This window comes from Gilliamella sp. W8136 (genome assembly GCF_016101285.1).
Taxonomy (GTDB): Bacteria; Pseudomonadota; Gammaproteobacteria; order Enterobacterales; family Orbaceae; genus Gilliamella; species Gilliamella apicola_N.
This window is the reverse complement of the sequence record NZ_JACFQU010000007.1, coordinates 28133-42935: the sequence shown is the minus strand read 5'-3', so window position 1 is coordinate 42935 and position 14803 is coordinate 28133. Positions and strand designations below refer to the sequence as shown.

The window sequence follows — 14803 nt, the reverse complement described above, 5'->3', positions numbered from 1 at the left end:
TTCAATTTTTGTATTCATTTTTAAGCTCTCTAAATAAATATTTCACAGCTCGTTAAAAAATTAAATAAGTACAGGTAATTTGTTAGGGCGTCTCAAAACAACTCCTTCATCCCAAGATATATCTTCAATAAATTTTGGATCTAATTTTAGTTCTGGTAACAATGTAAGTAATGTGTCAATAACGACACAAATCTCAAGCCTAGCCATTTCTTGTCCCATACAGTTATGCATTCCGTATCCAAATTGTAAATGTCGTTTATTAATTCTAAAAGGATCAATTTTCAGTGGTTCTAAAAAGACATTAGGATCACGATTTGCTAAAGTAACATCTGCATAGATAACAGAACCTTCAGGTATTTTTCCGGTCGAGAGGAGGATTTCTTTAGTTGTTATTCTAGGAAATGAGGAGATGCTGCCTAAATTTGTTAACCGTAACATTTCTTCAACAACATCAGGAACAATAGATTTGTTATTGGATAAATTTTTCCAGTAATTAGGTAGAGATAATATTCCATAAATAATCTTAGTCATTGCTGTCAACAAATTTTGATCACCTCCAATTACAATACCTAACAATAAAGCTGTTAGTTCTGCATCATTCAAAGGAGGAGTAGTTTGATTTCTTCTTTCTATAAAAAGATGTATTAATCCTTTTCTATCGTGTTCGCGTTTATTTTGTACATGTTCTAGAACATAATTATAGAGCTGAGCGTACTTATCAACTAAATTTTCAACATCATTTTTATTAGCAATTTGAACAGTATGACTTAACGGTCGAAAATATTCTCTATCTTCAATTGGTAAACCTAAAAGCGAGCAGTTTACTTCCGCCGAAACATTATCTAAAACATCTTTAAAAATATCCCATCCATCTTTTTTACTACGCATAAGTGTCACATAATGTGTTGTTCTATCAGAAATTTCATGCTCTAAATGTTTTAGCCTAGAAGCACTAAAATCTTTTGAAACAAACTGTCTTAACCTTGTGTGATCAGGAAAATCAAGATTAAGTAACAATTCTTTTGGTGTTGATGTTGGTAATACGCTTGGACCACCAGGCTCATTTGATGGACTTCTTATACATGTTCTATCCGAGAGAACCTTTTTTACATCGTCATATTTAACAATATGATAAGCTTCATGCCCACTTGTAAGTTTAATAATTTCTGGTGAGGAAGGATCTTCATGTTTAACAATCTCATATCCAGGTTTAGGCTCATAATTTGGAATATCACTAAGGTAATATTTATTAAATAAATTATTTTGAATTATAATGTTATTCAGTTGTTTTAATGTGTTTTCATTGTCAGTAAAATGAATTGTTTTCCAACCCCGTTCTGAAGCAGCAATGCAATTTTCCATCAAGTCATCAATTAATATACAATCTGTTGAATTAACTTGCGCACGTTTTTCTGCTATTTCAAAAAAAGCATCGTCAGGTTTTCTACATATTTCCTTGCAGGAATCAAGAACATAATCCACATAACCATCTAAATTTAGTAATGATTTCCAGTAAGTTTCCCATTCAATAACATTGGTTGTTAATATACCAACACGATATCCTTGTTTTTTTATTGTTTTTAATTTATCGACCATAACTTTATTGGGCGATACATTTTCAAGCCACTGTTTGCCGAACTGTTCAAACTGTGCATAAGTTGTATCCAAATCAGGATAACTCTCTGTTAATTTTTTTCTTAGTTTACTCCCCCATTCAACTTCATTTATTACAGCATTTTCAATTAGTGCTAATATCGGCAGTTTCATACCATCCGCAATAGACTGCATAGCTTCTTTTAATGCTTTCTGGGGTATACCTGTTTTTTTTTCGTATTGTTCAAATAAATCTGTTATTGATGGTGATAAAACACCGCCGAAATCAAACCAAAAAACTTTTTTATTCATTAGATCATCTACCTTTGCAATATTTTAATTAATTAGACTAACGTGCTTAAACATAAGACTTCCAGAGGTAATTACTTTATTACTTTGAAGTATACTTAAATGAACCTTTATAATTTTGTCTTTATTTAAAAGTAATTCTTTTTTTAATTCGTTCTTATTTAATGAATATTCAGTCTTTGTCTTAATTTCACAAAAAGCAAAAAAAATCACATCACATTCAATCAATTCTAATCTGTGAGCATAAATGTTTAATAATTTTTTTATACCAATTAGCGCGGTTTGTTTTAGCATTTCTATCAAAACCATACCAAGAACATGATCGAGTTCATGATCAAATAAGCCTAGGTAAGATTGTTCAATATATAAGCTTGTGATAATTTCATTAAAGTTGTCTTTTAATTCTTTAATAACAACATTTCTATGAAAAGTGTGGCCAACTTCTGGAGGCTTTACAGAACATAAAATTTGGTTTTCAATCTTATTTTCTTGTAAATTTTGTGAGATTAAAGGCTTGTTTCTAAGTTTCTTACAGACTAAATCCGACATCCATGTAATATCCATCAATTTGATGACACATAAACAATTATTGACATAAATTGACATATCAAGATTTAACCCAATTATTGACACCGTTTTTCTTTTTTTATCGACTACATTTACTTTAATAGTAACTTCAATGGGGATCCTTATATTGTTCAGAAAAGTATCATTTAATATATTGAATTCTGCTTTATTAAAAATAAATTTAGTGGAGTGAGGTATAGTATAAAAACGATGTGTAATACAAATTGATACTTGACGGAAAATTTCCAATAATAATGTAGCATCATAATATCTATTTATTACATCATAGAAATATATGTGAGATCTTGGTAGTTGAGCCGCAATAACATAGCGACCGTCAGATGATTGCTTCATGTCAGTTAAAAATTCTTCATTTATAGCTAAACTGTGAACCGATTGTTTTTTTAATCGTTTGACAATTTTCTAAGAAGATATCGTTGCTTTTGGCAACAGGTGTAAGATTCATATTTACTCCTTCAATATTTCTAATAATTTACTAAAAAGTTAATGTTTTTTTTATAACTTTATAGTAAGATTAGCAATCTTGTCTTATTAACATGATAGGTTCTACAGCAATCAAACGTTCTATTTTTAATCTATTTTTTTATGTATGTCAATTTTTTTGACGTTAGTCACCATCATTAGTCATAAAACAATTTAAATTAAATGAGAGAATGAAACCTGAAAATAAGATGAAACTAATTCAGATATTTAAAGCGCTTAGCGATCCAAACCGTTTAATGATCATAAAAAGTCTCATTCAAGATGAACCTGGAGCAGCAAGGCATTGCACCTCATTTGGTTTGCAATTAACAAGAGCTACACGTTCACATCATTTTAAAGTTTTAAGGGAAGCTGGACTCATATCTCAGGTAGATAAGGGTAATTGCTCTCTGGCAACTTTAAGAAGAAAAGAAATTGAAAAAGAATTTCCTGGCTTATTAGATTTGATTTCTACTAACTGGAAAACTTTGTAAAAGAGTAAAAATATACTTGCTCTAATATTAAAAAATAAAATGTCAAATATTATAATTTAGGTGGGAGATAATTTTTATATTTCCCACTTAATTTATGTATCTTTATGTATGCAAAAAATTTCAAAATTAACAATGTGGCATTTTTGAACTATTTTCGGAATTTTATTACTACATTATGATAAAAACTCGCTATTTTAAACATAGAAAAAATGGATAAAAAATCTCATTTAATTCCATTGAAACTTTTATACAACAAGTTATATACATTAAGTGAGAATAATCAATGAAGTTCAAACTAATGATTTCTTGTGAACCAATATAATTTTGAAACGATTAAAATAGAAAACAGCAAATGAGTCGTGTAATCCTTTAATGATATATAATTTATCTTTTAAAACAGAATGATCAATTGTAACTATCCCCTAAAATAGTACATAAAAAAGTAGAAAATTCTCTATAATATTTTTAAGGAGAATTTCAATATGAAAAAATTATCGGAACACCAAATTGTCTCCATTTTAAAAGAAGCTGAAGTTGGTATCCCTATTAAAGAGCTTTGCCGTAAATATGGTATGGCCGTTTCTACTTTTTATAAATGGCGAGATAAATATGGCGGTATGCAATCATCGGACATTAAGCGGTTAAAACAGCTGGAAGCTGAAAATCGTAAACTTAAACAGATGTATGCTGAATTAAGTTTAACTTCTCAGCTCCAGCAAGAAATAATAAAAAAGCTATAGTGCCGACGGCAGTTCGTAAGAGTTGGGCACAAACATTACAGTCACAATACTGTATAACAATTAAAATGAGTTGCACTATTGTGAATTTAAGTCGCTGTGCTTACTACTATCAACCTAAATCGGCAGATGACACTATGATTATTTCGTTACTTAAGTCAATAACAGACAAGCATTTACGTTGGGGATTTCCTAAGTGTTTTCATCGAATCAGGAAACTGGGATATACGTGGAATCATAAACGGATTTATCGAGTTTATTGTCAGTTAAAACTCAATATTCGTTCTAAACGTAATAAACGATTGCCCCAACGTTATCCAGAGCCATTATCAGTACCAAGTCATTTGGGAGAATGTTGGTCAATGGATTTTATGAGTGATAGTTCTCAAAATCACCGCCGATTTAGAACTTTTAATGTTATTGATGACTTTAATCGAGAGGCATTAGGCATTGATATTGCGGTCAGTTTATCGGCAGGTAGAATTACCCGTTATTTAGACAGACTGGCTCAATATCACGGTTATCCATTAAAAATACGCGTTGATAATGGCACAGAATTTACCTCAAACAGATTTACAAGCTAGGCAAAATCACATGGAATAACCCTAGATTATATTAAACCAGGTAGTCCTTATCAAAACGGCTATATAGAACGATTTAATCGCACATATCGAACGGAGGTATTAGATCTGTATTTATTTAAAAATCTGGAACAGGTAAGAAAAATAACCGAAGAGTGGTTAGAAATGTATAACACAGAAAGACCGCATGAAGCATTAAATAATTAGTGCGTAACAAAGCAAGGATGCTATAGGAGTGTACATAAGTGCAAATTTTGGTGTGAAAAGTTTTATTTTTGCAGTTTTAATCGGTTTTTTAATTCAATAGATCATAATTCTTTTTTCAAAACCAGCCAAATTAAAAAATTTATCGGATGCAGAAGAATAAAACTAGTATTAGTTAAAGAACAATCTTGTAGAGGTGAGTATTGTCTAGTATTTCGGCTAGGTTCACCAATCTACCCTTAAATTTAATTATATCTCTAGGACTCAAGTTATCAATTGAAATATAAGATTGCCTATTATCTAAGTTCTCCCATAAACTTGCTTAATATATGTTTCCAGACGATAGACATGCTTCTACCAAATCTATCGATACGTTAGTTAGATCTTTTTGTTCGCTCTGGCTTGCCTAATCGGCTCCTACAATTAAACAATCATAAATCACTTTGTTATCCCCCCTCTTTAATATATTTGAATAAACGTATCTTAATTCAATAGTTATTTACTTGAATAAATTAGCTATACAAGTTATATAAATTCAAATTTAAAATAAAATTGAATTTATAACTATATATATTTATTAATAATTATTGTTTGGCAATAAACTAGAAAAAGCAATTTTTAGATAAAATTAGCTATTTAATTCAAGACAATATTACTCTGCCATTTATACAATGACTTTGAATATTTAAATCAATATTCTAATAAATGGAAAAGTAGAGTGGAGTAATATGACAGCAAATGACATTGCAAAATTACATGAAAGAACACAGCAATTCGGTTTTGAACCATTGAGTTTTTTGATTTCAAATGTTGATAAGTTACATAAATTATCGATACCTGAACAAAAACAATTAAAGTTCTGCTTCATAAAAGATGCAATCAAACGTCATTTCAAAAATAATCCCTACTATAAAAAACTATGTGATGAATATAATCATAAATATATACCACCATATAGACACTTTTCAGCTCAAGATCCTTATTATTTATTCAAAAAAGTACCAGTTGGAGAAATTGGATACCTAGCCATTTTTGATCCTATATCGCCTTTAGTACCAGTAATGGTTCAAACCAAAAAACTTATTTTTATTCGTAAGGATAAAACTCAATCCTATCTAAATTCTCAACGAATTGGCTTTGTTAACCGGATTGCTGCGGCAAAAGAATTTGGTTGTTGTGCTATTAACCTTAAAAAAACATCCAGTTTAATGAAGTCTACTTTTCTAAATTAGATAGGAGTCAAAATATTCAATCAAATTATTGTAGATAATTTAAACAAACCTAATTATCTAAGGGATGAGGAAAATTTGTAAAAGCAATTCATAAGGCAATTTTCCATCTTTATTCATTATTTAGAAAATTAACTATTACACATTAACTTATTTAAAAAAGAGGAACTTATGGAATTATTTGACTTTATTGTAGAACAAATTAGTGAATTAACAGACGTCAATTCTGAAGAAATTACGAGAGAAACACCTTTAGCAGAGCTCGATTTAGTTAGTTTAGATTATGTTTCAATCGAAGTGGCTTTAAAGAAAAAATATGGAGTACCCATTAATATGGAAAATTTAGGGCAAAAAAATATTAATACTCTTGGTGATTTTATTGATTATGTATCACAAGCTTTAAAAAGTTAAGGAATCAAAATGGCGAATGAAACTTCTAAACAACGAGTGGTTGTTACTGGTTATGGAGCAGTGACTTCATTAGGAAAAAATGTGAACGAGATTTGGAATGCTATAATGGATTATAAAGTTGGATATTCTAAATATGAATTGAGCGATAAATCTATTACTGCTAAGTTTTTTGGTAAAATTCCGTTCGAATTAGATATTTCTTCATTTTCTAGAAGAATTTTGAAAAATACACCTCGTTTTGGTCGATTAGGCTTAATTGCTGCAAATGAAGCACTACAAATGGCTTTCAAAAACGATATAAGTGAAATACATAAATATTACTCACCTTTTTCTTGTGGAGTCATTTTTGGAACTGGATGGGGAGGAGATGATGTTTTATCTGAAAATTCAGTATTTTATAATAAAGATGGTTATGCTTCCACTTTAACTAATATTTTAAGTATGCATAGTATTTGCACCGCTATGATAGCGACTAATTGGAAACTGCGTGGATATCAAAATACTCCGGTATCGGCATGCGCGACGGGGGGAGTAGCAATTGGTGATGCAGTTGAAATGATTAGAAGTGGACGTGCTGAAATGATATTAGCTGGTGGAGGAGAAAGTTTAAATAACGTTTTTAATATTTGGAGTATTGATATTCTTAATGCATTATGTAAGGAACAAAACAATATCGAAATTGCATGTTGCCCATTCGATAAAAATCGCAATGGTTTTGTTTTATCTGAAGGAGCGGCAATTCTTTGTTTAGAAAAGTATGAAACAGCATTAGCCAGAGGAGCAACAATTCTTGCAGAAGTAACTGGCTATGGGAACTATTCGGATGCTTATGATGTAACAAGTCCGGCTCCCGATTGTTTGGGTAAATATAATGCGGCCAAATATGCTTTAAAGCAATCTAACTTAGAATTAGTTGATTATATAAATGCTCATGGAACTTCAACACAGTTAAATGATTCCAATGAAACGAAAATGTTCAAGATGTTATTTGGTGATGGAGCTTACTCAATACCAATATCAAGTACAAAATCGTATACAGGTCATCTTATTGCTGCTGCTGGTGCTTTAGAATCGATACTAAGTATTAAATCGATAGAAACGAATATTATTCCTGCAACAATACATTTAAATAATCCAGATCCTGATTGCGACTTAGATTATGTGCCAAATAAACATCGTTATAAAGAAAATATTCAATCAGTTCTTAATGTTAATTACGGATTCGGTGGCTCTAATACTGCACTTATTTTCAAAAGGTGTATGCAATGATATTAAATTTCGATAAAGATTCAGTAAAAGAATGGGCCGATTTTTCAGGTGATTTCAATCCAATCCATTTTGATGTACTCAAAGCTAGACAGATTGGTCTCAATGATTTAGCCGTGCATGGTATGTTAGCAATGCTTCCCCTTAAGCAACATACCACAGACCTGTTTTTGAAAGAACTTGTTGGAGGATATTGTTGGAGTTCTTCATTACGTTATCCTTTGGGGATAAATAATGATTATGAGCTTTTATTAAAAAGTTCTGATAATAAAATAACATTCTCACTGAATGATATGCAATCAACAAAAAAATATTTTATTGGTAGAATTCAGACAAATAATTTTGACCAAACATTGCAGGAATTTGATTTTTCCAATGCTCACCAATTTACTATTCCCTCTGATTTCATAAAACAAAAATTTAGTGAATTTCAGAAGAAATTCACTGAAATTTCATTCTTATGGATATATTTTGATGCTCTTATCTTTTCGATTTATTTAGAAAAACATGCATCTAAACTATTTACAGAAAGTTTAAAAAAATTCATGGGAAAGCAAAAACAATTTATTGGTAATGATGTTCTATTGTTACACACAAATCACAAAGTTTATGTTAGTAATGATATAGGCAAATTAAATTTGGTCAACATTTCAGAAACCGTAAGTTATAGTTTAATAATAAATGATGTAGCACAACAAGAAAATTCATTATCAATTAGTTTAACTATTCCTGTCTGGGTTGAGAATAAAATATCGATAATAATAACGATGAATATTATGGGTATAAAAACCTATAATCAAATAAAGGAGAAAGATTAGATATGTCAGATGAAAATAAATGGGTTTTTGTTTCAGGTGGATCGCGTGGCATTGGAGCTGAAATTGTAACCGAACTTGCTAATAACGATTATCGTGTTGTTTTTACCTATAAAAACAATAAGAAACGAGCCGAAGAATTATGTAATCACCTGAATTCAAAGGGTAAACAATGCTATACTTATCAATGTGATGCGTCTATTTCCAAAGAAGTTAACCTATTAGCTGAAGAATGTATTTCATTATTTGGTGCACCCTATGCAGTAATTAATAATGCAGGTATTACAAAAGACAGTTTATTCATAAATATTGAAGAAAATACATGGTCAGAAATAATGAATAATAATGTTCTATCTGGTTATTTAATTAATAAAGCTTTTCTACCCCATATGATCAACCAAGGAGATGGTTGCATTCTTTTTATTAGTTCAATAACTGCATTTAAAGGTAATATAGGACAAGTAAACTATGCTGCATCAAAAGCTGCAATGATAGGTATGACACATTCTTTAGCTATTGAACTAGGCCGTTTCAATATTCGAGTCAACTCAATAGCACCAGGTTTAATTGAAACGGATATGACTCAAGGTCTTTCAGGTAGTGTATATAAAAATATGATAAAGAAAATTCCCTTAGGTCGTGTAGGTTCTCCCAAAGAAGTGGCTATGGCAGTAAATTTTTTACTTAGTTGTGGAGGTAATTATATTACAGGCCAAACTTTAGTAATTGATGGTGGAATGTCTTCTTAATTAGGATTGTTTTTTAACTTTATTAAGAAATAGTTACACAAATAAATATAAATCAGAAGTTAGCCAGTAAATGATGTAGCATTGTTTTTGATTAACTTCTATAAAATATGTTATTCTTTGAGCAAACTAGGTTAATCAAAGTAGATTACTTTTTCAGATATTGCAGGTTTCAGTAAAAGGATATTCATTTAATAATTATAAGCAAGGATAAATAAATATGTCCGGCGAAAAGTCGTTAATCAAAATATATAAGCAAAATTTAGTAACTTTATGTTTTGTATACAATATCACAACAGATTGGCATCGCCACCCTTGCTTTCAACTAACTGTATCATTACACAATATATCTTTTGAATTAGAAACACAATCTGAAAAAAGAGAAGTTTTTGGTTTCATTGTTCAATCAAATTTACCCCATAAACTAAAGGCACAAGGTATTTGTTTTATCAATTTGTTTGTTGATCCTGAATCAAATTACTATCATTTGTTATCACATTTTACCGAAAAAAACTCAGTTTATATTCTTACTAGTGAAGAAACTTTAAAAATTGCGAACTATTTTATTAAATCTGTTACTATCAATCAACCTATTGATATTTATCATGTATATAGATTTTTGTGTAAATGTGATTTAAATTATTTATATGATCAAGATAATAGGATAAATAAAGCTATATCTATAATTTCATCATTACCAATAAAAAAAATTTCATCTAGGGAAATTGCTGCAAAAATACATCTTTCTGAGAGTCGATTTCTTCATCTTTTTCGTTCAAAATTAGGTATTAACTTTAGAGGATATCTTCTTTGGAAAAGATTACAAGATGTGATTGATATTCTTGATTCTTCAGAAACGCTGACAACCTTAGCCAATGATAAAGGATTTTCCGATTCTGCTCACTTAAGCAGGACATGTTTTTCTAATTTCGGAATAAGACCATCACAAATAAAGCAAGCCTTATGTAATGAACATAACGATAGTATGTGTGGAAAACATTACTGTTTATACAATGTCTTTCAAGCATTATATATTTGAAAACTTTATTGTTTTATATATAAAAATAACAAAAATTTAGAATTTTTCAAAAGCTGTATACCTAAAAACAGTAAAAATTAAAGATATTTTATATATAAATTAATTGCACTTAAAAATTCTTTTTAATCTATCTAATATTAATAAATTTAAATGATATAAATCCACTTATTTTCATAAAAATCTAAAATATCAATTAAAATCTATAAAACATCTTATTAAAGAATTTAAATACAATATTGGAGCGGGAAACGAGGTTCGAACTCGCGACCTCAACCTTGGCAAGGTTGCGCTCTACCAACTGAGCTATTCCCGCATGAGAAGTGCTTTAAATGGTGCCCGGGGCGAGACTTGAACTCGCACGGCCAAAAAGGCCGAGGGATTTTAAATCCCTTGTGTCTACCGATTTCACCACCCGGGCTTAAAACTTATTACAAAATGTAATTGCGTTTTGATGCTGTGCATTTTACTCATCTAAAAAATATCGTCAACTAAAAATTAAAAATAATTGTTCGATTGCTCAATGTTTGTCATATTTTGCCAAATTATTAATCTTTTCAGGTTTTAATGACGTTTTTTATATCCAAAATAAAGTAAAAATTAAATGGGCATATATTTTTTTAAGTTAAATTGTAATGAGATTATTTACGTCAAATTCGATTATGCTTGGAGATCAGAACATAAAATTATTTAGGATTGCTATATAAAATTATGCTCTAAATGGTTACATTAGCAAAATGCCATTTAATAATAAGGCAATTTTGCTATGAAAAAATGGATGATATAAATGAAGAACAGTAGTTTAATTAGACACTAAAAGATGAGCCACAACCACATGTTGTTGTCGCATTCGGATTATCTACCACAAAACGTGATCCTTGTAAGCCTTCAACATAATCAATAGTACCACCGACTAGATATTGCAAACTCATTGGATCAACAACAAGTGAAACGCCATTTTTTTCGATAGCAAGATCATCTTCATTTACTTTTTCATCAAAAGTGAAACCATATTGAAAACCACTACAACCACCGCCAGTAATGTAAACTCGTAATTTGAGGTTTGGATTTTCTTCTTCTGTTACTAATAATTTAACTTTATTAGCGGCAGCATCTGTAAAGTTAATCGGAAAAGCATTACTCATTTTTTTCTCCCAATATTTGATTGAGATATTATATACCTTTGCAGATTGAAAATACAAAATGAAAACTTCTATTAAATAAATTTTTAATAGCTAACTTGAATTTATTTTGATTTTATGAATAAATACAACAAAATTTTTCATAGAGGTCACCTTAATGAAGCTAGATAAATTTAAATCAGAAAAGTTGTATCATCAAGCATTATCTGTAATGCCTGGCGGTGTTAATTCTCCTGTGCGAGCTTTTAATGGTGTTGGTGGTACGCCATTATTTATTGAGCGCGCCAATGGCGCTTATATTTATGATGTTGATGGAAAAGCTTATATTGATTATGTAGGTTCTTGGGGACCCATGATTTTAGGGCATAACGATCCAGATGTAGCCAATGCAGTTATTCATGCCGTTCATAATGGCTTAAGTTATGGTGCTCCAACAGAGATAGAAACCAAAGTTGCTAATCTTGTTACACAGTTAATGCCTTCAATTGAAATGCTACGCATGGTAAATTCGGGTACTGAAGCAACCATGAGTGCAATTCGAGTTGCTCGTGGATTTACCGGACGCGATAAGATTATTAAGTTTGAAGGTTGTTATCATGGGCATGCAGATTATTTATTGGTTAAAGCAGGGTCTGGCGCTCTTACCTTTGGCCATCCCACTTCACCGGGAGTGCCTAATGATTTTGTTAAGCATACGTTAGTGTGTGATTATAATAATTTGGCATCAGTCAAACAACAATTTGAGCAATATCCTAACGATATTGCAGCTATCATTATTGAGCCAGTAGCGGGTAATATGAATTGTGTGCCAGCGAAAAAAGAGTTTTTACATGGATTACGAGCATTATGCGATGAATATGGGGCGCTACTAATTATAGATGAAGTAATGACAGGATTTAGAGTCGCGCTGGGCGGAGCTCAAGATTATTATGACATAGTGCCTGATTTAACCTGCTTAGGAAAAATTATTGGTGGTGGCATGCCTGTAGGTGCTTTTGGTGGACGTGCTGACATTATGCAACAATTGGCCCCAACTGGACCAATCTATCAAGCCGGTACATTATCTGGCAACCCGGTTGCGATGGCTGCTGGATACACCACTTTGAATAAGCTGATGGATGTCGGAGTCTATCAAGAATTAACAGATAAAACAGCAGCGCTAGCTGATGGTCTAAAAATAGCGGCCAAAACACATAATGTACCATTAGTAGTCAATTATGCTGGTGCCATGTTTGGACTATTTTTTACAACTGTTGGTGAAGTAAGCAGTTATCAGGACGTTATGCAGTGTAATATTGAATTATTCAAAAAATTCTATCATCATATGCTCGCTGAAGGTGTTTATCTTGCACCATCTGCATTTGAAGCAGGTTTCATGTCGATTAAACACACCGACAGGGAGATCAATCACACAATTGATGCAGCAAATCGTTTTTTTAGTAACTTAAATTTTTAGTTTTTAAATTCTTTATTTTATAACTGAAAAAATGACACTATTTTTTAATACATTACAGAGATAAAAAATTAAACTATTAAAATAGGTAAATATTATATGGTTAATCCACTAAAAGAAGGTGAAAAAGCACCTGAGTTTTCATTACCTGACCAAGATGGAGAGTACATCAGCTTAAAAGATTTCAAAGGTCAACGTGTTTTAATTTATTTTTATCCCAAAGCCATGACACCCGGTTGTACAGTGCAAGCTTGTAATTTACGAGATAGCTCTGACGATTTTGAAAAATATGACGTGGTGATCCTTGGTATTAGTACCGATAAGCCTGAAAAGTTATCCCGATTTGTTGAAAAAGAACTGTTAAATTTTACTTTGCTTTCTGATGAAAATCATGAAGTTGCCCAAGCATTTGGAACTTGGGGCGAAAAGGAATTCATGGGTAAAACCTATGAAGGTATTCATCGAATAAGTTTTTTAATTAACAAAGACGGTATTATTGAAAAAGTCTTTGATAATTTTAAAACAAGTGATCATCATGAAGTTGTTTTAGACTATCTCAAAAATTAATCTAAATAATTTTTAAAGCAGATTAAATTGCTTAATCTGCTTTAATTTCTTTTAAACTATTATTATTTATATCTTCAGGTGTTGGCCAAGCGTTAATAATAGCTTTTACTAATGTTGCCAATGGTATAGCAAAAAATATTCCCCAAAATCCCCATAATCCACCAAATACGATCACAGCGACAATAATAACTAAAGGATGAAGATTCAATTTCTCTGAGAATAAACAAGGTACTAATAAATTGCCATCCAAAGCTTGGATTAAAACATAACAGAAAATTAAATAACTAAATTCAGGACTTATTCCCCACTGAAAGATAGCGATTAAAACCACAGGGATGCTTGAAATAATAATACCAATATATGGAATCAATACCGATAAGCCCACCAAAACAGCAAGTAATAAACCATAATCTAATCCAAAATACCAGAACGGAATATATACGCATACAGCTAATATGATAATGTGTAACACATTACCAACGATATAGTTTGAGATTTGCATATCCATTTCAACGGCAACTTTATCTAAAATTGTACGATTCTTAGGTAATATTTTAGAACAATAGGCCCAGATCTTAGTTTTATCTTTTAATAAAAAAAACATCATTATTGGTACCAAAACAGCGTTAATTGCCACAGATACAAATCCTAATAAAGAAACAATCGAAAATTGCAATAATGAGTTTCCTGTTTGCACAACTCTACTGGTGATACCCTGAATTATGGAATCAAATAACCCAACATCAATTAATTCAGGATAATGTTGAGGTAATGTAGTTAAGAAATTATTAGCAAAATTGAGCATGTTAGGGATATTGGTTATCAAGCTAATACTTTGTTGCCAAATTAGCGGTAGTAAAATCATAAACCCAACAAAAACCACCATAATAAACAGTAATAAAACAATCACAACGGCGAGTGTTCTTGGTAAACCTCGTTTATGTAAAAAATTAACCGGACTATCGAGTAAATAGGACAGTACGATGGCAATTAAGATAGGTAGCAGAATTTTATTGAAAAAATAGATGATAATAAATAAGCCTAAAATAACCGCCATTAATGACACTACATGCGGATCGCTAAAACGCTTTTTATACCATTCCATAAACATTTTTAACATCAAAATTCTCCTATCATGCTGTTTTTTTTAAATTATATACACTTTGATTG

General features: G+C 30.9%; 16 protein-coding genes and 2 tRNA genes. 12 read left to right on the top strand and 6 right to left on the bottom strand.

Annotated features, from left to right (window positions below; all coding sequences use genetic code 11):
* Positions 1 to 60 precede the first annotated feature (60 nt).
* Together H3T96_RS05655 and H3T96_RS05650 are read right to left on the bottom strand one after the other, a co-directional pair.
* Positions 61 to 1905, bottom strand: a complete 1845-nt coding sequence (locus tag H3T96_RS05655; protein WP_144091404.1) for a cytochrome P450 — start codon at positions 1903 to 1905, stop codon at positions 61 to 63.
* Between the two features lie 24 nt (positions 1906 to 1929).
* On the bottom strand, positions 1930 to 2823 hold the full coding sequence (locus H3T96_RS05650) for an AfsA-related hotdog domain-containing protein (RefSeq protein ID WP_144091403.1): 894 nt from the start codon (positions 2821 to 2823) through the stop codon (positions 1930 to 1932).
* A 320-nt stretch (positions 2824 to 3143) separates the two neighbouring features.
* On the opposite strand from H3T96_RS05650, the gene H3T96_RS05645 reads away from it, so the two are divergent.
* The 10 genes from H3T96_RS05645 (at position 3144) to H3T96_RS05600 (ending at position 10474) form a co-directional block, all read left to right on the top strand.
* Positions 3144 to 3446 (top strand): helix-turn-helix transcriptional regulator, encoded by a 303-nt coding sequence (locus H3T96_RS05645; RefSeq protein ID WP_144091402.1) that lies wholly within the window; start codon positions 3144 to 3146, stop codon positions 3444 to 3446.
* Between the two features lie 482 nt (positions 3447 to 3928).
* Positions 3929 to 4186: a transposase gene (locus H3T96_RS05640; RefSeq protein WP_025315326.1), complete on the top strand. Its 258-nt coding sequence runs from the start codon at positions 3929 to 3931 to the stop codon at positions 4184 to 4186.
* Complete coding sequence (locus H3T96_RS14835; protein ID WP_144091401.1) at positions 4186 to 4767, top strand: DDE-type integrase/transposase/recombinase; 582 nt, start codon at positions 4186 to 4188, stop codon at positions 4765 to 4767. The genes H3T96_RS05640 and H3T96_RS14835 overlap by 1 nt, the downstream gene beginning before the upstream one ends.
* A gap of 15 nt (positions 4768 to 4782) precedes the next feature.
* Positions 4783 to 4971: an integrase core domain-containing protein gene (locus tag H3T96_RS15000; protein WP_144091498.1), complete on the top strand. Its 189-nt coding sequence runs from the start codon at positions 4783 to 4785 to the stop codon at positions 4969 to 4971.
* 725 nt (positions 4972 to 5696) lie between these two features.
* Positions 5697 to 6200, top strand: coding sequence for a hypothetical protein (locus tag H3T96_RS05625; protein WP_144091400.1), 504 nt, complete (start codon positions 5697 to 5699; stop codon positions 6198 to 6200).
* Between the two features lie 168 nt (positions 6201 to 6368).
* A complete protein-coding gene (locus tag H3T96_RS05620; RefSeq protein ID WP_039127820.1) occupies positions 6369 to 6608 on the top strand; it encodes an acyl carrier protein in 240 nt (79 codons plus the stop codon).
* Positions 6609 to 6617: 9 nt separating this feature from the next.
* Positions 6618 to 7877 (top strand): beta-ketoacyl-[acyl-carrier-protein] synthase family protein, encoded by a 1260-nt coding sequence (locus H3T96_RS05615; RefSeq protein WP_144091399.1) that lies wholly within the window; start codon positions 6618 to 6620, stop codon positions 7875 to 7877.
* Positions 7874 to 8692 carry a MaoC/PaaZ C-terminal domain-containing protein gene (locus tag H3T96_RS05610; RefSeq protein WP_144091398.1) on the top strand — a complete coding sequence of 273 codons (819 nt, stop codon included), beginning with the start codon at positions 7874 to 7876 and terminating at the stop codon, positions 8690 to 8692. Before H3T96_RS05615 ends, H3T96_RS05610 begins: the two co-directional genes overlap by 4 nt.
* A gap of 2 nt (positions 8693 to 8694) precedes the next feature.
* Positions 8695 to 9438, top strand: coding sequence for an SDR family NAD(P)-dependent oxidoreductase (locus H3T96_RS05605; RefSeq protein WP_144091397.1), 744 nt, complete (start codon positions 8695 to 8697; stop codon positions 9436 to 9438).
* 217 nt (positions 9439 to 9655) lie between these two features.
* Positions 9656 to 10474 carry a helix-turn-helix domain-containing protein gene (locus H3T96_RS05600; protein ID WP_144091396.1) on the top strand — a complete coding sequence of 273 codons (819 nt, stop codon included), beginning with the start codon at positions 9656 to 9658 and terminating at the stop codon, positions 10472 to 10474.
* Positions 10475 to 10711: 237 nt separating this feature from the next.
* On the opposite strand, the gene H3T96_RS05595 is transcribed toward H3T96_RS05600, so the two are convergent.
* From H3T96_RS05595 to erpA, 3 genes are all read right to left on the bottom strand, one after another.
* Positions 10712 to 10787: transfer RNA gene (locus H3T96_RS05595), tRNA-Gly, on the bottom strand.
* A 17-nt stretch (positions 10788 to 10804) separates the two neighbouring features.
* Positions 10805 to 10892 (bottom strand) — tRNA-Leu (locus H3T96_RS05590).
* A gap of 385 nt (positions 10893 to 11277) precedes the next feature.
* Entirely contained in the window at positions 11278 to 11616 is a 339-nt protein-coding gene (gene erpA / locus H3T96_RS05585) for an iron-sulfur cluster insertion protein ErpA (protein ID WP_025315260.1), read from the bottom strand.
* A gap of 154 nt (positions 11617 to 11770) precedes the next feature.
* On the opposite strand from erpA, the gene hemL reads away from it, so the two are divergent.
* The gene (gene hemL / locus H3T96_RS05580) at positions 11771 to 13069 is read left to right on the top strand and encodes a glutamate-1-semialdehyde 2,1-aminomutase (protein WP_039127829.1); all 1299 of its coding nucleotides are present in this window, start codon (positions 11771 to 11773) and stop codon (positions 13067 to 13069) included.
* 96 nt (positions 13070 to 13165) lie between these two features.
* Complete coding sequence (gene bcp, locus H3T96_RS05575) at positions 13166 to 13633, top strand: thioredoxin-dependent thiol peroxidase (protein ID WP_039127832.1); 468 nt, start codon at positions 13166 to 13168, stop codon at positions 13631 to 13633.
* Positions 13634 to 13664: 31 nt separating this feature from the next.
* Here bcp and H3T96_RS05570 read toward each other — a convergent pair whose 3' ends face one another.
* Complete coding sequence (locus tag H3T96_RS05570) at positions 13665 to 14753, bottom strand: AI-2E family transporter (RefSeq protein WP_086327455.1); 1089 nt, start codon at positions 14751 to 14753, stop codon at positions 13665 to 13667.
* Positions 14754 to 14803: the final 50 nt, after the last annotated feature.